At 65.0% G+C, this 20,200-nt stretch carries 17 protein-coding genes and 2 tRNA genes; 7 read left to right on the top strand and 12 right to left on the bottom strand.

Features of this window, described 5'->3' with window-relative positions; genetic code table 11:
- From MKW15_RS01860 to dnaA, 12 genes are all read right to left on the bottom strand, one after another.
- Positions 1-461, bottom strand: a 461-nt coding sequence (locus MKW15_RS01860) for an enoyl-CoA hydratase (RefSeq protein ID WP_240855535.1), incomplete at its 3' end; no start/stop codon positions are given.
- A gap of 11 nt (positions 462-472) precedes the next feature.
- Entirely contained in the window at positions 473-1,606 is a 1,134-nt protein-coding gene (locus MKW15_RS01855) for a hypothetical protein (protein ID WP_240855534.1), read from the bottom strand.
- A gap of 118 nt (positions 1,607-1,724) precedes the next feature.
- Complete coding sequence (locus tag MKW15_RS01850) at positions 1,725-2,561, bottom strand: hypothetical protein (RefSeq protein WP_240855532.1); 837 nt, start codon at positions 2,559-2,561, stop codon at positions 1,725-1,727.
- A 557-nt stretch (positions 2,562-3,118) separates the two neighbouring features.
- Positions 3,119-3,194: transfer RNA gene (locus tag MKW15_RS01845), tRNA-Ala, on the bottom strand.
- 7 nt (positions 3,195-3,201) lie between these two features.
- A tRNA-Ile gene (locus tag MKW15_RS01840) sits at positions 3,202-3,278 on the bottom strand.
- Positions 3,279-3,526: 248 nt separating this feature from the next.
- Complete coding sequence (locus tag MKW15_RS01835) at positions 3,527-4,468, bottom strand: DUF3566 domain-containing protein (RefSeq protein WP_240855530.1); 942 nt, start codon at positions 4,466-4,468, stop codon at positions 3,527-3,529.
- 108 nt (positions 4,469-4,576) lie between these two features.
- Entirely contained in the window at positions 4,577-7,060 is a 2,484-nt protein-coding gene (gene gyrA / locus MKW15_RS01830) for a DNA gyrase subunit A (protein WP_240855528.1), read from the bottom strand.
- Positions 7,061-7,158: 98 nt separating this feature from the next.
- Positions 7,159-9,219 (bottom strand): DNA topoisomerase (ATP-hydrolyzing) subunit B, encoded by a 2,061-nt coding sequence (gyrB, locus tag MKW15_RS01825; protein ID WP_240855526.1) that lies wholly within the window; start codon positions 9,217-9,219, stop codon positions 7,159-7,161.
- 307 nt (positions 9,220-9,526) lie between these two features.
- Complete coding sequence (locus tag MKW15_RS01820) at positions 9,527-10,075, bottom strand: DUF721 family protein (RefSeq protein WP_240855525.1); 549 nt, start codon at positions 10,073-10,075, stop codon at positions 9,527-9,529.
- Complete coding sequence (gene recF / locus MKW15_RS01815; RefSeq protein ID WP_240855523.1) at positions 10,068-11,258, bottom strand: DNA replication/repair protein RecF; 1,191 nt, start codon at positions 11,256-11,258, stop codon at positions 10,068-10,070. Before recF ends, MKW15_RS01820 begins: the two co-directional genes overlap by 8 nt.
- Positions 11,259-11,289: 31 nt before the next feature.
- Entirely contained in the window at positions 11,290-12,456 is a 1,167-nt protein-coding gene (gene dnaN / locus MKW15_RS01810) for a DNA polymerase III subunit beta (RefSeq protein ID WP_240855521.1), read from the bottom strand.
- 590 nt (positions 12,457-13,046) lie between these two features.
- Positions 13,047-14,678, bottom strand: coding sequence for a chromosomal replication initiator protein DnaA (gene dnaA, locus MKW15_RS01805; protein ID WP_240855517.1), 1,632 nt, complete (start codon positions 14,676-14,678; stop codon positions 13,047-13,049).
- A 580-nt stretch (positions 14,679-15,258) separates the two neighbouring features.
- On the opposite strand from dnaA, the gene rpmH reads away from it, so the two are divergent.
- The 7 genes from rpmH to MKW15_RS01770 all read left to right on the top strand — a co-directional run bounded on the left by rpmH (position 15,259) and on the right by MKW15_RS01770 (position 20,151).
- Complete coding sequence (rpmH, locus tag MKW15_RS01800) at positions 15,259-15,402, top strand: 50S ribosomal protein L34 (RefSeq protein WP_006337454.1); 144 nt, start codon at positions 15,259-15,261, stop codon at positions 15,400-15,402.
- Between the two features lie 50 nt (positions 15,403-15,452).
- Positions 15,453-15,854, top strand: a complete 402-nt coding sequence (gene rnpA, locus MKW15_RS01795) for a ribonuclease P protein component (RefSeq protein ID WP_240855510.1) — start codon at positions 15,453-15,455, stop codon at positions 15,852-15,854.
- Positions 15,851-16,204: a membrane protein insertion efficiency factor YidD gene (gene yidD / locus MKW15_RS01790; RefSeq protein WP_374245920.1), complete on the top strand. Its 354-nt coding sequence runs from the start codon at positions 15,851-15,853 to the stop codon at positions 16,202-16,204. The genes rnpA and yidD overlap by 4 nt, the downstream gene beginning before the upstream one ends.
- Positions 16,205-16,207: 3 nt before the next feature.
- Complete coding sequence (yidC, locus tag MKW15_RS01785; protein ID WP_240855508.1) at positions 16,208-17,389, top strand: membrane protein insertase YidC; 1,182 nt, start codon at positions 16,208-16,210, stop codon at positions 17,387-17,389.
- Between the two features lie 59 nt (positions 17,390-17,448).
- Positions 17,449-18,126, top strand: a complete 678-nt coding sequence (locus MKW15_RS01780) for a Jag family protein (protein WP_240855506.1) — start codon at positions 17,449-17,451, stop codon at positions 18,124-18,126.
- A 277-nt stretch (positions 18,127-18,403) separates the two neighbouring features.
- Positions 18,404-19,072, top strand: coding sequence for a 16S rRNA (guanine(527)-N(7))-methyltransferase RsmG (gene rsmG / locus MKW15_RS01775; protein WP_240855584.1), 669 nt, complete (start codon positions 18,404-18,406; stop codon positions 19,070-19,072).
- Positions 19,073-19,212: 140 nt separating this feature from the next.
- Positions 19,213-20,151, top strand: coding sequence for a ParA family protein (locus MKW15_RS01770; RefSeq protein WP_240855504.1), 939 nt, complete (start codon positions 19,213-19,215; stop codon positions 20,149-20,151).
- Positions 20,152-20,200: the final 49 nt, after the last annotated feature.

Raw genomic sequence — 20,200 nt, 5'->3', positions numbered from 1 at the left:
GCCGTCTTTAGCGATTGGGGTGTCCGGACCGTAGTCTTGGACACGTAGGTTTGAACGGCGACCGTGCTCAGCCCGGAACCCGTCATCACCTCGCGCACGATCTTCTGTCCAGGTCGAGGACCAAAGGCCGCCGGAATCCAATAGTCACGATAGAAGGCCCGACTCCCCAAAGCGGTGATTCCGATCAGAAATCGGCACTGTGGATTTCGCGTCCATCCACGGCCGTTTCCGGTGAAGCCTCGAGAGGTCAGTGTGACTTTGACGACGCCCGGCTTCCGACTCTTCGAGGAGAGTCCCACGTCGAACGAACCACGACAGTAGTCATGATCACCGACTGTCGCGATGATCGGACTGTAGATCGCGATGTTGCCGAGGGGACGGTCGGCTCGCGCCGGGGCGGCACCAAACAGCATGGCCATGACGGCCACTGCGATCGATACGACTGCACTCTTGCGCACCATTCGAGGTCTCCTCAGTTCGGTCGTGCTTCTTGTGGCCACGCGATGTTCACACCGGGCACCACGGATTTCAGTGCTGCCGCACCCTGTTTCGTCAGAGCGCGAGCACTCTGCTCGACCTGCGGACCCAACACCCGATACGGGGCAGTGGCCTGCTCCACCGACCACCCGAACTTCTGGCCGGCGATATTGCCGCTCACATCACCACGCTTGTTCACCACATAACTCACCGCCGGCAACCCAGCACGCTTGGCCTCATCAGGACCCAGGGTCAGCACAAACTGGTTCCCTTCCGGATTCGGCAACGCATGCTTGGGACCCGGGTTCTGCTGCCACGGCGCCCGCGGATTCGCCCCCGGATCCCCCGCACCCAACGTGTACGCCACAACACCAGCAGCCACCGTGCCCGCCAAACCCACCACCGCCACCGGAACACCCAGCAACGCAGCACCCGTCACCGCGCCCACACCAGCGCCAATCAGGGCACCCGGACCGACGAACGGCCAGGGCGCAAGCGGCTCGATTGCAAGCCCGACCGCCGCACCAATGCCCGCGCCGACCGCGGCACCCGCGAGCCCACCCACAGCCGCCGCAGCCACCGTCGCACCCACCGCGACCGTGCCACCGGCCATCACACCGATGATCGTCGACGCAGCCTGACGACTCGCCTCATCCTTGGGCACGCCTACCGAAATCAAACCCTGTGCGATCTTCGACTCCCCATACGCAGACCACGCATTGATCGAGTTCACATCTCGAACACTCATGCCCTGCGGGATGTCGGTGATGAAGTTGCCGATACGAATCTTGTTCGGCGGCGGCGCAATCGGCCGCACCGGAGCCACCGGCTTCGGCGCGGTCAACGGACGATTCGGCACCGGCGAATACCGATCTCCATAATCAATCACCTCAGGCACATACGGCTGATACGGCGCCTCCTGCGGCGGACCCGGCACCGAACCCGGACCCGGCTCCACCAACGGAACCTCATTACCCGGCGACGGCGCCGGGGTGGTACCGCCCTGCTCCGGAACGCCCGGCGTTGTACCACCCTGCTCCGGAACACCATGAGCGACACCAGCACCCACACCCGTCGCCAGCGCGGCAGCCATTGCGGCGACACTCAACGACAGCCGTACCGAGCCCACTCCGTCGGCCTCCCGACGATGCTTCGACCGTCCCCGAGTTGATTGCTCACCTGTGATTTCCTCTCCTCCAGCGGCTCCCCCCGGGAGCACAGCGATTGTCGTTGTCGGCAAACACTTGTCAGCCCTCGTCCTTGGTTATCGACGCGATCCACGTCCTGCCTTCCAGCGACTCGGTGCGAATCACCTGCGGGTAGACGATCGGGGCGCCGCCGGTGGGCGGAAACACGCTGAGCCGCACCCGGTAGGTGCCTTCTCCGATGCTGGTGATCACCAAGCAGTGGTGAGATCCCGGACGAACGTTGTCGATGATGGCCTGCAGGACGTTCTCCGAATCCACTGCACCGGCCAGGGTTACGAGCCGAGCCTGCCGTGCGGAACGGGTGACGTAGTAGGCGTAGTTGAACGCCTTGATGGCACCGGCACCTGACCGCTGATCTCCCGCGTCGTTGCCGGTGGTGACCGGACCCCGGGTCGATGACGGGCAGTCGTTGGTGGGCGTCGACGAGATCGTGTCGTCGGGCGATGGCGTCGAACTCTGCGCGGCAACCGATTCCGTGGCGCGAGGTTCGCTGCCGCCGGTCAGCGCTAGTGTAAGGCCTCCGATGAGCGCAACTGCCACAAGAGCCGCCGCAGAGGCGAGAACCGCACCTCGATGGTCGTCCCAGACCCCGCGGACAGCTGACAGGCGCCCAGTCCGAGGTGGTGTGCGGTTGGGGGGCTCGAAGAGCGTCTCCCACTCTTGTGGAGCTCGCTGCGCCCTTGCCGCAGGCACTGCAGCCGGACGCTGGGGTTCAGACGGTGCTGTGGCGGCCGGACGCGGAGTTCCGAGTCGCGCCGCGGCGAGGTGGTCGGCGAGGACCCGGCCAGTTCTGGTGTCGGGTGTCGCGGCCGGCGGTTCGAGGTCATCGAACCAGCGCAAGGTCGGTTTCATCGCGTCAGCACCGGAACCGAGCATGACTCAACCCAGGCAGACCCTGCCCAGCTGATAGCCCTATCCCCCGACTGCTCACCGCAAGTTCCCCCGACGACAAATGCCCTGCACTTGAAACACTCTGAGCGCGACGCTACATCAGATCAAATGTGGAATTCATCCCGGCATCCACAGGTGTGTGCCCAGTCACAGTCGAGTGCATGGCTCTGGGCACGACGGTCCAAGCGACGGGCGCAGTGCTCCGCGGCAACAGTCGCTGTCTCCTATCGTGCTGAAAGCTGTCACCGTAGGGCCGGACCTGCTTGAGCGGACGCTCAGCCGCCGGAGCACCCGCACGGGGCCAGGCGGTCGGTGGTGGGGCGTGTTTGGAATCTGTCCCCACCAGGGACCGGCACAGGCTTGCCGGACGCGGTGGCACACTCACTCGCGATTTCAACTACACCCGGAGGTCGTGGCGCGTCATACTTTCAAAAGCTATGACTCCATGAGCATTCTCGTTTGGTCGATGACGGCCGGCTTCGCCTTACTGGCGAACGACGCGGCACGAGTTACATTCCGCAAGAATGAGGTGCGTGGTGGGGTGGTGGAGCCTAGGAGATTCGAACTCCTGACATCCGCCTTGCAAAGGCGGCGCTCTACCAACTGAGCTAAGGCCCCTGGTTCTTGGTGGGCCTAGGAGGACTTGAACCTCCGACCTCTTCGTTATCAGCGAAGCGCTCTAACCGCCTGAGCTATAGGCCCTTGAACCGAGGTGTGAGATTACCCGACCCGACGCTCAAGTAGCAAAACGGCTGGTCGGTGGGCCCTGGGAGCCTACGCTGCGCGGTGACACGCCACGGCGACCATTTCGGTGACCGTCACCGCGGGGCTCTCGACCCGAATGCCCGAACGCGATCGCCACTCCGTAGGAAAGCTGTACGTCTCGACCCCACCACATGCACTGTGCACTTGGTCGGCCTCCCAGGTACAGATTTCCGACGGGTCCGCCGTCAGTCCAGGTCGGCGAGTGTGACCTCGGCGCCACCGACGAGGTCGGCACAGATGTTGTAGATATAGGACCCGATGGTGGCCAGAGCGGTGATGAGGATGGCATTGACCGCACCGAGCAACGCCGACGCACCGAACACGGTTGTGGCGCTCACGATGTCACCTTCGCTCGCCGAACCGTCGGCGGTGACGAGGGTGCCGAAGGAGTTGTTCACCTGATCCCAGACACCCATGCCGTCGAGCACGAGGTAGAGAACGGCGATCGCGATCATCCAGATGATGAAGCCGATGACCGAGAGCACGGCGGCGATCTTGAAGGTCGCCCACGGATCGATCCGGCGGATCTGAACGGCCGCACGCAGCGGAGTGTTGCCGCGGACCTGCGCCGGCGCCGACCGTGCCGACGGTTTGGTCACCGCAGCGGCCGCAGCATTGTTGGCCGCTGCCTGTTTGGCCTCGGTGTGGTGGATCGCGTCGAGGTCGGGCAGCTGCTGCCCCTGCAGCTGGTCGCGCTCGATGGTGCTCGTCGGCGATTCGACGAACCGTTGCGTCGGCTCCTGGGTTGCGGTGGCCGTCCGCCGCGGCGGATTCTCCAGATTGGTGACCGGGGCCTGCTGTCCGCTCATGCTGGCGGCGGCGGTACCGCTGCTCACGATGCCGCGCGGCGGCGGGCCGCCTTGTCCATTCTGCGGCGGGCCGCCTTGTCCATTCTGCGGCGGACCGCTCGGCCCGGCTGGCGCACCCTGCCCGTTCGGCGGCCCGACGACGGTGTCCCGGGTCGGCCGCTCGATCTCCTGCGTGACGCCCGGATCCACCTGGTCACGGCTGTCGGTCTGGCCTCGCTGCCAGGGCGGGACCAGACCGCCCGTCGGCGTGCCTGTGCCCGGCTGACCCCCAGCGCTGGGACCACCGTTGTCCTTGTCCCGATTGTTCGGTGTGCTCACTCGCAATTCCCTCGCTCGGCGTCTTCTGGTCACCGTTTTGTCGGCAGCACGTCGTTCCCAGCCTAACGGTAGTCGAGGTCACATCCGCGTTACCGCCGCCGCTGTCGGCTACTCGGTCGGCTCGTCGGGCTCGTCGGCGTTGCGTGCGATGGCGATGACCGTGGTGCCCTCGTCGAGGTTCATCAACCGCACACCCTTGGTCTGACGTCCTGCCTTGCGCACCTGCTTGGCACCCGTGCGGATGACGCCCCCACCGGAGGTGATCGCGTACAGCTCGGATTCGTCGTCGACGATGAGTGCGCCGATCAGCTCGCCGCGCCTGCGGTCGTGCGCGATGGTCAGCACGCCCTTGCCGCCGCGTCCCTGGACCGGGTAGTCGTCCATGCCGGTGCGCTTGGCGTAGCCGCCCGACGTCGCGACCAGCAGATACGTGCCCTCGCGGACCACGTTCAGGCTCAGCAGGGTGTCGTCGGCGTTGAACCGCATGCCCTGCACGCCGGAGGTCTGGCGACCCATCGGACGCAGCGCCTCGTCGTCGGCGTGGAACCGGATCGACTGTCCCTTCTGCGATACGAGCAGCAGGTCGTCGTCGGCGCTGCACAGCTGCGCACCGACGAGTTCGTCCTCGCCGCGCAGGTTGATCGCCGCGATGCCGCCCGACCGGTTGGAGTCGAAGTCCTCGAGCCGCGACTTCTTCACCAGACCGTTGCGCGTCGCGAGCACCAGGTACGGGGCGTCGTTGTAGGTCTTGATCTGGATGACCTGCGCGATGCGCTCTTCCGGCTGGAAGGCCAGCAGGTTCGCCACGTGCTGGCCGCGTGCGGTGCGGTTGGCCTCGGGCAACTCGTACGCCTTGGCTCGGTAGACGCGGCCCTTCGTGGTGAAGAACAGAATCCAGTCGTGCGTCGACGACACGAAGAAGTGCTTGACGATGTCGTCCTGCTTGAGGCCGGCACCCTGCACACCTTTGCCGCCCCGACGCTGACTGCGATACAGGTCGGTCTTGGTGCGCTTGGCGTAGCCGGTCTCGGTGATGGTGACGACGACGTCCTCGCGGGCGATCAGATCCTCGTCGGACACGTCGCCGTCGGCCGCGATGATCTGGGTACGACGCTCGTCGCCGTACTTCTCGACGACCTCCTTGAGCTCGTCGCGCACGATCGCGCGCTGACGCTCGGGCTTGTCGAGGATGTCCTTGAGGTCGGCGATCTCGCGCTCGATCTCGGCGAGTTCGTCGATGATCTTCTGCCGCTCCAACGCCGAGAGGCGACGCAACTGCATCGCCAGGATGGCGTCGGCCTGGATCTCGTCGATCTCCAGCAGACCCATCAGGCCGGTGCGAGCGGCCTCGGTGTTGGCCGACGCGCGGATCAACGCGATCACTTCGTCAAGGGCGTCAAGGGCTTTCACCAGACCACGCAGGATGTGTGCGCGCTCCTCGGCCTTGCGCAGCAGGTACCGCGTGCGACGCACGATGACGTCGATCTGGTGCTCGACGTAGTAACGGATCATCTGGTCGAGACGCAGCGTGCGCGGCACACCGTCGACGATGGACAGCATGTTGGCACCGAAGCTGGTCTGCAGCTGGCTGTGCTTGTACAGGTTGTTGAGCACCACCTTGGCGACCGCGTCGCGGCGCAGGGTGACGACGATCCGCATGCCGACACGATCCGAGGACTGATCCTCGATTCGGCTGATGCCCTTGAGTTTTCCTTCGTTCACCTGCTCGGCGATCGACTGGATCAGGTTGTCGGGGTTGACCTGGTACGGCAGTTCGGTGACGACGAGAGTGGTGGTGCCCTTGTTCTCCTCGATGTCGACCACCGACCGCATCCGGATGCTGCCGCGCCCGGTTGTATAGGCGTCGCGGATGCCCTGGCTGCCAACAATCAGTGCGGCCGTAGGGAAATCGGGTCCCTTGATTGATTCCATGCAGGCGTTGAGCAACGTCTCGTCGTCCGCGTCGGGATGCTCGAGCGCCCAGAACACCGCGTCGGCGACCTCGGTCAGGTTGTGCGGCGGGATGTTGGTGGCCATGCCGACGGCGATGCCGCCGGATCCGTTGATCAGCAGGTTCGGGATGCGCGCCGGCAGAACCGTCGGCTCCTCGGTCTTGCCGTCGTAGTTGGGCGTGAGATCGACTGTCTCCTTGTCGATGTCACGCAACATCTCCATCGCCAGCGGCGTCAGACGCGCTTCGGTGTAACGCATCGCGGCTGCGCCGTCGTTGCCGCGCGAACCGAAGTTGCCCTGGCCGTCGATGAGCGGGTAGCGCATCGACCATGGCTGAGCCATGCGCACCAGCGCGTCATAGATCGCCGTGTCGCCGTGCGGATGGTAGTTACCCATCGTCTCCGCAACGGGTTTCGCCGATTTCACGTAGCTGCGGTCGGGGCGGAACCCGGCGTCGTAGGACGCGTAGAGCAGGCGACGGTGCACCGGCTTGAGGCCGTCGCGCACCTCGGGCAGCGCGCGCCCGACGATCACGCTCATGGCGTAATCGATGTAGCTCTTCTGCATCTCCTGGCCGAGATCGACCGGTTCGACGCGATCGCCTTCACCGCCGGCGGGCGGGAGCGTGGTGTCAGTCATTGCTCATTCTTTCTGCCGGGTGGTTTCGAGGCTCGCTTCGCTCGCACCTCAACCAGCGGAGTGCGGCGGTTCGCATGTGAGCCTGCGATGGGGAGGCGTCAGACATCAAGGAAGCGAACATCTTTCGCGTTGCGGGCGATGAAGCTGCGGCGGGCGGCGACATCCTCGCCCATCAGGATGGAGAAGAGTTCGTCGGCAGCGGCCGCGTCGTCGAGCGTCACCTGACGCAGGACGCGGACCTCCGGATCCATCGTGGTCTCCCACAGTTCCTTGGCGTTCATCTCGCCGAGGCCCTTGTAGCGCTGGATGCCGTCGTCGGCGTTGATCTTCTTGCCGGCGGCCCGACCCTCTTCGAGCAGGCCATCGCGCTCGCGGTCGGAGTAGGCGAACTCCGGTTCGGCTTTCTGCCACTTCAGTTTGTACAGCGGCGGCTGTGCCAGATAAACGTGACCGTGCTCGATGAGCGGGCGCATGAAACGGAACAGCAGCGTCAGCAGCAGCGTCGAAATGTGTTGTCCGTCAACGTCGGCGTCGGCCATGAGCACGATCTTGTGATAGCGCAGCTTGGCGATGTCGAACTCGTCATGGATGCCCGTACCGAACGCGGTGATGATCGACTGGACCTCGGTGTTCTTGAGCACCCGGTCGATACGTGCCTTCTCGACGTTGATGATCTTGCCGCGCAACGGCAGGATCGCCTGGTACATCGAATCCCGGCCCGACTTGGCCGAGCCACCCGCGGAGTCACCCTCCACGATGTAGACCTCACACTTGGACGGATCGTTGCTGCGGCAGTCGGCGAGCTTGCCGGGCAGACCGCCGATGTCGGTTGCGGTCTTGCGCCGCACCAACTCTCGCGCCTTACGCGCCGCCATGCGGGCCTGCGCGGAGTCGACGGCCTTGCGGATGATGATCTTGGCCTCGGCCGGATTGGACTCGAACCAATGCGCCAGGTGCTCGTTGCACGTCTTCTGCACAAAGCCCTTGACCTCGGTGTTGCCGAGCTTCGTCTTGGTCTGGCCCTCGAACTGCGGGTCGCCGACCTTCACCGAGATGACCGCCGCGAGTCCCTCGCGGATGTCGTCGCCGGTGAGTTTGCCGTCCTTCTCCTTGAGCAGCTTCTTGTCGACGGCGTACTTGTTGACCGTGCTGGTCAGCGCCGCGCGGAAACCTTCCTCATGGGTGCCGCCCTCATGGGTGTTGATCGTGTTGGCAAAGGTGTGCACCGACTCGGAGTAGCCGGCGTTCCACTGCATCGCGATCTCCACCTCGTGCCCGGTGCCCTTGGCGGTGAAGCCGATGACCGAGGTGTGGATCGGTTGCTTGGTGCGATTGAGGTGCTTGATGTAGTCGACCAGGCCGTCGGGGTAGTGATAGGTCCGCGTCTTCGGCTTGGCGGCCGCGGTCTTCTTCTCTTCCTCGGACTTGACGGTCTCCGCGGTGTCCGCGGGCGGGGTGTCACCGTTGGCGTCCCCGGGGGTGTCGACGACGTGCGGGCGCTTGTCGGTCAGCGTGATGGTGAGGCCCTTGTTGAGGAAGGCCATCTCCTGCAGGCGACGCGCGACCGTCTCCGCGCTGAACACTGTGGTCTCGAAGATGTCGGCGTCCGGCCAGAACCGCACCGTGGTGCCGGTCTTTCGGGTGGGGTCGCCCTTCTGCAGCGCCTCGGGCTTGGCGTGATCGTAGGTCTGCTCCCAGTGAAAGCCGCCGTAGTTGATCTCGAGCTCCACCTTGGTGGACAGAGCGTTCACCACGGAGATGCCGACGCCGTGCAGACCGCCGGACACCGCGTAGGCGTCCGAGTCGAACTTGCCGCCCGCGTGCAGCTGGGTCATGACGACCTCGACCGTCGGGACGCCGGTCGCGTGCATGTCGGTGGGGATGCCGCGGCCGTCGTCGACGACCTCGACGCCACCGTCCTCGAGCAGCGTGACCTCGACCTTGGAGGCGTAACCGGCCATCGCCTCGTCGACCGAGTTGTCGACGACCTCCCAGATCAGATGGTGCAGACCGCGCTCACCGGTGGAGCCGATGTACATGCCCGGTCGTTTGCGGACGGCTTCGAGGCCTTCGAGGATGCTGATCGAATCGGCGCTGTACTCGCCGGACTTCTTTGTCTTGCGACCCTTGGATCCTGCGGTGTCGTTACTGTCGGCCACGAGGTGCGTCCGCTCCTGTTCTGCTCTGGACGACGCCATCAGACGTGCGTCGTCGTTCCGTCGACGTGGTGGGACGACTACCATCGGTGTGGACACAAGTCAGGTTCGTCGCAGGCCTCGTCTGGCCCGCGACCGCCACATGTGATGGTCGTGCTCCCACCCCTGTCGGGACAACATCACCAGTGTACTGCCTAACCCGACCAGGAACCCGCATCCGGGGCCGCTGACGCGTTCGCTGGCGAATTTTTTTGGATAGTTGCCGGTTCGATCGTGGCCTGGGGACAAAACCTCGTTCTGGAGACCGTTGTCACCCGTAGGTGTCGCGGGGTCCGCGACCGGGGACGTGCCGCTCCCCTTTTCGCCACGACGGCCCCTTGGGACCGGTGATCCGCAGCGAGGTGACCATCCCGTCGCCGATGGCCGCGGCGATCTTCGCCAGGATCTGAGCCTGCACGTAACGCAGCTGGGTGGCCCACGCGGTGGACTCGGCCTGAACGTGTAAGACGTTGTCGCGCAGAGCAACCGGCTGTGCATGCGCCGCAACGTCGGCACCGACGATCTGCTCCCACATGCCGAAGAGCGTGCCTTCACCGATCTTGGGCTGCCACCCACGCTCGCGGGCGAGACCACCGGCGAGCCGGCCAAGCGGCTGCGGATCCCGGCCGTCGGGTCCCGACCCCGACCAGCGTCGGCGCTTGCTCTTTCCGCTGGTCGGACGTCGAACCGGGGACGCCCGGCCATGTCCGACCGACTTTCCCGCAGCCCTCGCCGCCGCCCGGGCCTCTTCCAGGGCGCGGCGCGCGCGTTCGTATCCGCCCAGGTTCTCGGGCGTACCGGCGTCGTCTTCGTCAGTCACCGGTCGCCTCCTCCCCTGTCGCCAGCACCGACCGTCGGCCTTCCTCGTCGGCGACGACTTCGATGGCGACGCGTCGGCCACCGATGCCCGACGGGATGTCCTCCGCCACGGCAGCGGTCACCAACAACTGTTCGGCGTCGGCGGTGAACTCCGCCAGTTTACGACGCCGCGCCGCGTCGAGTTCGGCGAAGACGTCGTCGAGCATGATCACCGGCTCGACGCCCTCGGCACGCGCAAGGGCCACCGACGCGAGCCGCAGCGACAATGCGAGCGACCACGATTCACCATGGCTGGCAAAGCCTTTCGCGATCTCATCACCAAGAATCACGCCGACGTCGTCACGATGCGGACCCACCAGGCAGACGCCACGATCGATCTCCTTGGACCGCAGATCGGCCAACCGGTCAAGAAGTGACTGACGAATGTGCTCCACGTCGGCCGACTCACCTGCCGGCGGCAGCAGATCTGCTCCCGCCGTGGGGAGGTAGGCCAGGTCTGCCGGACGCGAGTGCGGGGCGATCGACCCGTACGCCTCGATGAAATGCGGGCGCAGGGCTTCGAGGATGTCGATGCGTGCCGCCGTGACCACCGCTCCGTGCTCGGCGAGCTGACCGTCCCAGACGTCCAGTGTGCTCAGCACCGATTCGGCGTCGCTGCCCCCGCGTCGCATCGCGGCCCCCGCGGTCTTCAGCAGGGCGGACCGCTGGCGCAGTACGCGGTCGTAGTCGGAGCGGGCCGCAACATGGAGCGGGCCCTTCTGCGCGACCAGTTCGTCGACGAAGCGTCGACGATCGGTCGGTTCCCCACGCACCAGCGACAGGTCCTCGGGCGCGAACAGCACGGCGCGCAGAATCCCGACGACCTCGCGGGCGCGACGTGCCGGACCACCGTTGATCGACGCCTTGTTGGCACCTTCGGCGTTGATCCGCAGTTGCGCGGTGAGTTCGCGTCCACTGTTCTCGACGGTCGCCGTGACCAGCGCCGATTGCTTTCCAGTGTGGACGAGCGGCACATCGCTGGACACCCGATGGGACCGGAGCGTCGCCAGATAGTAGAGCGCTTCCAGGATGTTGGTCTTACCGAAACCATTGCGCCCGGTGAAAATGGTCGGCTCGGCACGCAGCTCGATGTCGGCAGACTGCCACGACCGGAAGTCGCGAAGGTGCAGCTCACGAACGAACACGGCAGCTTCTCGACGGGCGCGGGCGCGCGGGTCAGCCCGGAAGGCGGACCGGCATGAGCAGGTACGTGAACGCGCTCGCCGGCGCCGGGAAGGCACCCGACTCGTCGGCCACCGGTTCGTCACCACTCGCCGGACGCAGGACAGCGGGCCGGCTCGGCGTCGTGAATCCGAAATCGACCGTGTCGGCGTTGATGGCCGACAAGCCGTCCAGCAGGTATCCCGGGTTGAAGGCGATCGTCAAGGGTTCGCCGCTGAACTGCACAGCCAACTCCTCCTCGGCCTTGCCGGCTTCGTCGCCACCGGCCGTGAGGAGCACGGATCCCTCGGCGAATTCCAGGCGCACCTGGGCGCCACGCTCGGCGACCAGCGCGACGCGTCGGATCGCCTCGATGAGCGGCGCGCTGTCGATGGTGGCAACCGCCGTGTGACTTGCGGGCAGCAACTGACGGAACTTGGGGAACTCGGCGTCGAGCAATCGGGTGGTGGTGCGCTTGGACTCACCGAGGATGCCGAGGATGCCGTCGGAGCCGATCGCCGAGCCCGCACCGAATGCCAGCGACACCACACCGGTGCCCTCGGCGCCGGCGGTCTTGGCGCTCTCCGAAAGCGTCTTGGCGGGTACCAGAACCGCCCCGGTGGTGTCCGGATCCGTGGGCTCCCACTGCAATTCGCGGACAGCCAGACGGAATCGGTCGGTGGCGGCGAGCACCACGCCGGAGCCTTCGATCTCCACGCGCACACCGGTCAGCATCGGCAGCGTGTCATCACGCCCGGCCGCGACGGCGACCTGCGAGATCGCCTCGGCGAACAGCTGGGTGGGGATGGTGCCCGTGACCGCGGGCAGGTCGGGCAGCTGTGGGTAGTCCTCCACAGGCATCGTCGGCAGCGAGAACTTGGCGCTCCCGCACGCGATGGCCACGCGGGAACCGTCGAGGGTCACATCGACCGGCTTGTTGGGCAGCGCCTTGGTGATCTCGGCGAGGAGTCGGCCCGAGACGAGGACCTTGCCGGGTTCGGCGACCTCGGCGGCGATGGACTCCTGGGCCGAGACCTCGTAGTCGAATCCCGAGACGGTCAGGCCGTTGTCGACGTCGAGGACCACACAGCCGAGCACCGGTACCGGCGGTCGAGAAGGCAGGCTACGGGCGACCCAGGCAACGGAATCTGCGAACTCGTCACGCGCGACACGAAACTTCATGCTGGGAAACAGCCCTTCTCTCGTTCGGGGATCCCCACTGTAGAACGCCACCGCGCCGGAGTGGGCTGTTGGGTGTAAGTCGAGGCGCTTTGCGTGGATGCGAGCCGAGCGAGGCTGTCGGTTTCGGCACTGACACTGTGCACAGTCCTTCTTACAAAAGAAGTTCTCTAGAGAGGGATCCATCTCAGTAATAGGTGCTGTGGAATCTGTGCACAACCGGGGAATCAGCCCTGTCCGAGCGCCTCTGGCGATGTGGATGTCCGGTGGACGATCCGTGCACGGTTACGCCGAGGTATGTGGAGTACCAAGGTTGTTCGTATTCCGTGCACCTTGCGTACACAAGTTACCGACGGTTATCCCAAGACTCATCCACAGCTGGTGATGAACATACTCAGTGGGATTGTGAGTCGCCGCATCGACGACGAGAACCTCAACCTTGTCGTGATGGTTGAGGGTTGGTTCCACGATCGCCATAGGGAATCTGTACGCCCTGACCTCACGAGACGCACAGTGCACCTGACCGGTCTCCCAGGTACAGATTCCCGAGGGGTCTGGACGGAGCTATCTCGGTGGCCGCGGCGGTCGAATCGTCAGGAGGAGGCGCGCTGTTTGATGCGCGCGGTGAGCTCCTGGACGTGGTCGTACACCTTGCGCCGCTCGGCCATCTCCTTGCGGATCTTGCGTTCGGCGTACATGACGGTGGTGTGGTCGCGGTCGAAGGTCTCGCCGATTTTGGGTAGCGACAGGTCGGTGAGCTCACGGCACAGATACATCGAGATCTGCCGCGCTTGGGCCAACGAACGCGTCTTGCCGGGTCCGCGGAGTTCGTCGACGGAGATGTCGAAGTACTCGGCCGTGATCACCAGGATGCTGGCCGCGCTGACCTCCAGGGTGCCGGAGTTGGGCAGCAGCGCCTGCAGGACGACGTCGGCGAGCGACATGTCGAGCTCGGCGTTGTTGAGCGACGCGTAGGCGGTGACGCGGATGAGCGCACCCTCGAGTTCGCGGATGTTGCGCTCGATCTTGGAGGCGATGAGTTCGAGGACGTCGTCGGGCACCGCGATGTTGTCCATCTGTGCCTTCTTGCGCAAGATCGCGATGCGGGTCTCGAGATCGGGTGGCTGGACATCGGTGATCAGGCCCCACTCGAATCGCGTGCGGAGTCGATCTTCAAGTGTCGCAAGCTGTTTGGGCGGTCGATCGGAGGAGATGACGATCTGTTTGCTCGCGTTGTGCAGCGTGTTGAAGGTGTGGAAGAACTCTTCCTGGATACCTTCTTTGCCGATCAGGAACTGGATGTCGTCGACGAGAAGGACATCGACATCGCGGTAGCGGCGTTTGAACGCGACCCGACGGTCGTCACGCAGCGAGTTGATGAAGTCGTTGGTGAACTCTTCGGTGGAGACGTACTTGACCCGCATACCCGGGAAGAGGCGCTGAGCGTAGTGGCCGGCAGCATGCAGCAGGTGAGTCTTGCCGAGCCCCGATTCCCCCCAGATGAACAGCGGGTTGTATGCCCGGGCCGGGGCCTCGGACACCGCAACCGCCGATGCATGGGCAAACCGGTTGGACGCGCCGATGACGAAGGTGTCGAAGGTGTACTTCGGGTTGAGGTTGGCGCTCGGCACCGCCGGTGCGGTGGTCGGACGTTCCGCGAAATAGGCGGTCCAGTCCCCGGAATCAGGTCGCGGGCGGTCGCCGGAGGCTTCGCCGCCAGGTGAGCGGAACGCGTTGTCGGCCAAACCAGGCCGCGGACGACCCGCCATCGACTCACCGGGGAGCCCGTCGTCGAATGCCGTGCCCGACGCAGAAGGACCCGACGCAGAAGGACCCGACGCAGAAGGAGCTGACGCAGAAGGAGCTGACACCGGACCGCGGTTGATGTCTGCGCGGGCATCGACGTCGGAGCCGTTCTCCGCGCGGGTGTCCTCCGCGCGTGGCGTGGCGATGCGAACGCCGAGGTCCACCGGCTGCCCGAGGTGTTTGCTGAGGGTGGATCGAATGGTGTCGCGGAGGTTCCGTTCGATCTGCTCTTGGACCAGTGGCGTGGGCACCGTCAACAGCGCGAAGCCTTCGGCCAGGGTGAGCGGGCGGACCAACGACAACCAGGCCTTCTGCTGCCTGGTGAGCGGTTCGTGGTCGGGTGCGGCGGCATCGTCGTCGTTCAACTCGGCGACGACCTGCTGCCACACCTCGCCAAATGTGTCGCGGTCTGAAGTCACGTGGGGCCCTCCTGCCCGGGAAAACTACCAGCGTTCTCCGGCAAGGATGGCGTTGCGTTGCGATAGAGCCGAGTTGTCCACACAGTTATCCACATCTGTGTACAGAAGGGATGAAGATACCGGAAGCATCGCTTCGCGGCCAAGTTCCATGGTCGACGCGGGCGACCACTTCGGTGAAGGTTACAGAGCAGTGGCTGCCGTCACAACAGAATCCGAAACTTTCGATCACGAGAAGGACAACACTTCGCGACAACGGAGAACACTGGGCGTCGGGGTGCGGATGGCGCTGGGTGACTCCGGCCCGGGCGACCTCGTGTCGGCTTCATCACAGGGTCTGCGATTGCCCGGTCGGCGTCGGGACCCTCGTTTGATTTGAGGCGCCACTCTCAGTACTCTCGACTGGTCATCCAGGTTGCGGATTTGCGCGGTGACCGCGCGGAGCTTTACCAGGTTCCGTCGAGGTCAACCGACTGATACCACCGACACGAGTTCGGCACCGCTCCCGGATCAACCGACCAACCAGAAAGCCGTGGGTTCGCACGCGAGGCGGGCACCCACGCACGGAGCACAAGGAGTCACCGTGGCCAAGGGCAAGCGGACCTTCCAGCCGAACAACCGTCGTCGTGCGCGCGTGCATGGATTCCGGCTGCGCATGCGCACTCGCGCCGGCCGCGCGATCGTCAACGGCCGTCGAAGCAAGGGCCGCGCGAAGCTCACGGCCTGATCGTCGACCGATGACCGAGTCGGTGCCACCGCCTCGGTCTCCGCTGATCGATGACTGCGCCTCGCCATCGGATCTCCCGGAGATCCGACTTTTCTCGCACGCTGCGAAACGGCGTGCGGGTTTCGTCGCGCGATCTGGTGGTGCACGCATCGCCCGTCCCGACCATGTGGCCCGATCCTCGCAACGTCCGATCCGACGTCGCGATGACCGGTGGACCCTGGTTGGGACTGATCGTGAGCAAAGCTGTGGGCCCGGCGGTGACCCGGCACGCCGTCGCACGTCGTCTGCGTGCTGCCTTCGCCGAGACCATGCAATCGTGTCCGTCACCGGAGACCTTCGTGGTTGTTCGTGCTCACCGCAGCGCCGCGCTACGCAGCAGCGTCGAACTCGCCGAACAACTCCAGGGAGCGTTGACGCATCCGCGACTTGCCCGGCTCGGTGATCGACCATGACGGACACCGTGGACCAGAGCATGCAGACTCCTCCGACGACGGCGGCTTCTCCCACGAAAACGGGGCGGCTGTGGACAACGACCAAGCTCCTCCCCCGCCGGGCACTGATCTTCCTGATCGAGCTCTACCGCACCTGGGTCTCGCCGCTGCGTCTGCCGACGTGCCGGTTTGAGCCGACCTGTTCGGGGTACGCGGTCGAAGCCCTCGAAACCCACGGCTTCTTCTATGGCGGCTGGTTGTCGATCGTTCGACTCCTGAAATGTGGACCTTGGCACAAACCTGGTTACGACCCGGTACCCGAACACGGGTTCCGCTGGCGTAGACCACCGACGGAAGTGAGGGGCAACTAACCCGTGCTCAACTTCATCTACTACCCCGTCTCCGGGATCATGTGGGTCTGGCATTGGCTGTTCGACCACATCACCCCGAACACTCCCGGCGGCGACGGCATCGCGTGGGCGCTGTCGGTGGTCTTCCTGGTGTTCACCCTTCGCGCGATCCTGTACAAGCCCTTCGTCAAGCAGATCCGCACGACGAAGAAGATGCAGGAGATCAATCCGGAGCTGCAGGCGATTCGAAAGAAGTACGCCAAGGATCGGGTCAAGATGACCGAGGAGATGCAGAAGCTGCAGAAGGAGCACGGGTTCAACCCGTTGCTCGGCTGCCTGCCGATGCTCCTGCAGATTCCCGTGTTCATCGGTCTGTTCCACGTGCTGCGGTCGTTCAACCGCACGGCGACCGGCATGGGTCAGCTCGGTATGTCGGTCGAGGAGACGCGCAACACCCCGAACTACTTCTTCAGTGTCGAGCAGGTGCAGAACTTCCTCGACGCCCGCCTGTTCGGTGTGCCGCTCTCGTCGTTCATCACCCAGCCGGTCACCGAATGGCCGGCCTTCGGAACGATCGACTTCACTCGTGCGCACATCGCGGTCGTCGTCATTCCGATGATGATCATCGCGTCGATCGCCACCCACATGAACTCCCGCGCATCGGTGGCCCGCCAGCCCGAGGCCGCGCTCGAGAACCCGCAGACGCGCATGATGAACATGCTCGCGCTCTACATCTTCCCGCTGGGCATCCTGGTCACGGGTCCGTTCTTCCCCGTCGCGATCCTCCTCTACTGGATGAGCAACAACATCTGGACCTACGGGCAGCAGCACCTCGTCTTCGGACGTATCGCCAAGGAAGAAGAGGAAGCGAAGCTCGCGAAGCAGGAGAAGCTGAAGGCCAACTCCCCCAAGCCGGGCGCGAAGCCGGTTCGGATGAAGAAGGGCCAGGCGTCGACGTCGGACGAGACCGACGCGTCCGACACACCGTCGGGGACGGATGCTGCCGCAGCCGAGACCGATAAGGGCGACGACGCGACCACTGCCCCGACCGAGGCAGGCGCCAAACCCAAGCCCGGACAGAAACCGGCGCGCCCGGGGCAGCGTTCCGGTTCGGGTTCCAGTCCTGGATCGAAGAAGCAGAACTCAGGTAATCGCGGGGGGAAGAAGGCCACCAATCGTGGTGGCCGCCGCGGTGGCCGAAGATGACGCTCGATCTCGAGCAACAACGACTTGTTGGTGGAAGCACAGAGTTAGGTGGATGTGAGATGACGGAGACTGCGACCCAGAGCGATCGCGAGACCGAGCAGGTGAACGAGTCGGCTGCGGTGGATGCCGCTGCGGTGGATGCCGCTGCGACGACCGAGGAGCCGGGACAGAGCGTCGCACCTGCGGAGTCGGATGTCGAAGATGTGGTCGCCGAGACCGATGATTCGGATGACGCGGACGACGACGCGGATGATGCGGATGAGGGTGACGAGGAGGATCGTCTGGTGGAAGAAGGCGAGATCGCCGGCGACTACCTCGAGCAACTCCTCGACGTCCTGGACTTCGACGGCGACATCGACCTCGATGTGGACGGTGATCGCGCGATCGTCAGCATCGACGGTGGAGACGATCTGGCCAAGTTGGTCGGCCGCAAGGGCGAGGTGCTCGACGCACTGCAGGAGCTGACGAGGCTCGCCGTCCAGCAGGCGACCGGTGACCGCAGTCGCCTGATGTTGGACATCGCGCGGTGGCGTGCGGATCGTCGCGACCGTCTCGCCCGGCTCGGCCGGGAAGTTGCAGAGCGCGTACTGGCGTCCGGTGACCGCGAGGCACTTGACCCGATGACGCCGTTCGAGCGCAAGATCGTGCATGACGCGGTGGCCGACGTCGAGGGCGTCGTGAGCGAGAGCGAGGGCGCTGAGCCGAAGCGGCGCGTCGTCGTTCTTCCCACTGTTTGATATCCCCGATCTACAGACAAGGCCCCGACGGTGTTCGGGGCCTTGTCTGTGTCTGGGATCGGAATTACAGCGGTGTTGTTTCACGTGAAACATGCGAGGTTGTGGACGGCTGTTCCGGCGCTCGGTCGCCTGGGGATAGTCAGCGCCCCGACCGTCCGACCGACTGTTTCACGTGAAACACTGAACCATCGAGCTTCAACGCAAGGGGGCGACGCAAGTGTCAGAACGACGCGACGATGATCGCAACGACACCGATACGGGGAGCGACGCAATCGAGATGTCCAGCGCCCCGCCGGCGGCAGCTGCCGACGTGTTTGGTGACCGCATCGAGTTGGCTCAGGCCTACCACCGGATCCTTGCGGCGGACGGGATCGATCATGGACTCATCGGCCCGCGCGAGATACCTCGACTGTGGGACCGACACATCCTGAATTGCGCGGTGATCAAGGAGCAGATCGGCGAAGGCGAGGCCGTGGTCGACGTCGGGAGCGGGGCCGGCTTGCCGGGGATCCCGCTGGCGATAGCGCGACCGGATCTCGAGGTGGTGCTCCTGGAACCGCTGCTTCGGCGCAGCACATTTCTGGAGCGGGCGGTCGGTGAGCTCGGCCTGCCGGTGCGGGTGGTGCGCGGTCGTGCGGAGGAGCGAGTCGTCAGGGAAGAGCTCGGTGGCATGGATGTGGCGACCTCGCGTGCGGTCGCTCCCCTGGAGCGACTGAGCAAGTGGTCCGCTCCCCTCATTCGGCCCGGGGGTCTTCTGGTCGCCATCAAAGGCGCGTCGGCCGTCGAAGAGATCGAACGTGACGGAGCAGCAGTGGGTCGGGCCGGGATCGGCGGCCTGCGAGTGGAGCTGTGCGGTGAGGCCATTCTGCCCTCCCCCACGACGGTCGTGGTCGGTGTGAGGTCGGAGCGTGGCGGTCGCGAACGCGGTCGCGGAAGGAAGCGGTGAGCTAGGTGGTATGGAGTCCGCGGAGGGCGCAGAATAGGAAGCGGTCCGCCGAAGGGAATGGCGGCCCGCAACCGCATTCGGCAGATGCCGTCGGTGCATCAGGCACCAATGGTTACGAGGTCGGGCAAAGGAGTCAACGCGTGGTCGACCAGGACCCGAACGTTTCACGTGAAACAGCCGAGGGAGTCCCCTACGACGACACTCCGATCGCAGCGGCCGCCGAACGCGCCAGTCAGGTCCTGACACCGGGTGGTGCGGGCCAACTCCCCCGTCCGCCGCAAACACGCATCATGACGGTGGCGAATCAGAAGGGTGGTGTCGGCAAGACAACCACCGCTGTGAACATCGCCGCCGCGCTCGCTCTGCACGGTCTGCGGGTCCTGGTCGTCGATCTCGACCCGCAGGGCAACGCGAGTACGGCCTTGGGGATCGACCACCGCGCGCCCGACATCGCTTCGGTCTACGAGCTGTTGCTCGGCGAGGTGACGCTACGGGAAGCGATCCAGCAGAGCCCCAGTAATGAGCGCCTGTTCTGTGTGCCGGCCACCCTCGACTTGGCCGGGGCCGAGATCGAGCTGGTCTCGCTCGTCGCACGCGAGAATCGGCTGCGCAACGCCCTCTCGGAGGGAACCCTCGCCGAGTTCGACATCGATTACGTCTTCATCGACTGTCCCCCATCGCTCGGGCTCCTCACCGTCAACGCGATGGTCGCGGCCCGCGAGGTCCTCATCCCGATTCAGTGCGAGTACTACGCGCTGGAAGGTGTGGGACAGCTCCTTCGCAACATCGAACTGGTGCAGGCACATCTCAACCCGGGACTTCATGTGTCCACGATCGTCTTGACGATGTACGACGGACGCACGAAGCTCGCCGATCAGGTGGCCGAGGAGGTGCGCCGACACTTCGGCGACAAGGTCCTCGGCGCGATCATCCCACGCAGCGTGAAGGTGTCGGAGGCACCGGGCTATGCGATGACGATCATCGAATACGATCCCGGATCGCGTGGCGCGATGAGCTACCTCGACGCGGCGCGTGAACTCGCGCTTCGCTCCCCCGCACCAGAGACGGCACGCGCATGACGCGGAGTGGTTGCGATCGACAGCAGTGCACACCCATCAAGATCTTGCC

This window comes from Gordonia gummivorans, from assembly GCF_022513585.1.
Lineage (GTDB): Bacteria > Actinomycetota > Actinomycetes > Mycobacteriales > Mycobacteriaceae > Gordonia.
The sequence above is the reverse complement of the archived record's forward strand: the minus strand, read 5'-3'. Positions and strand labels throughout refer to the sequence as shown.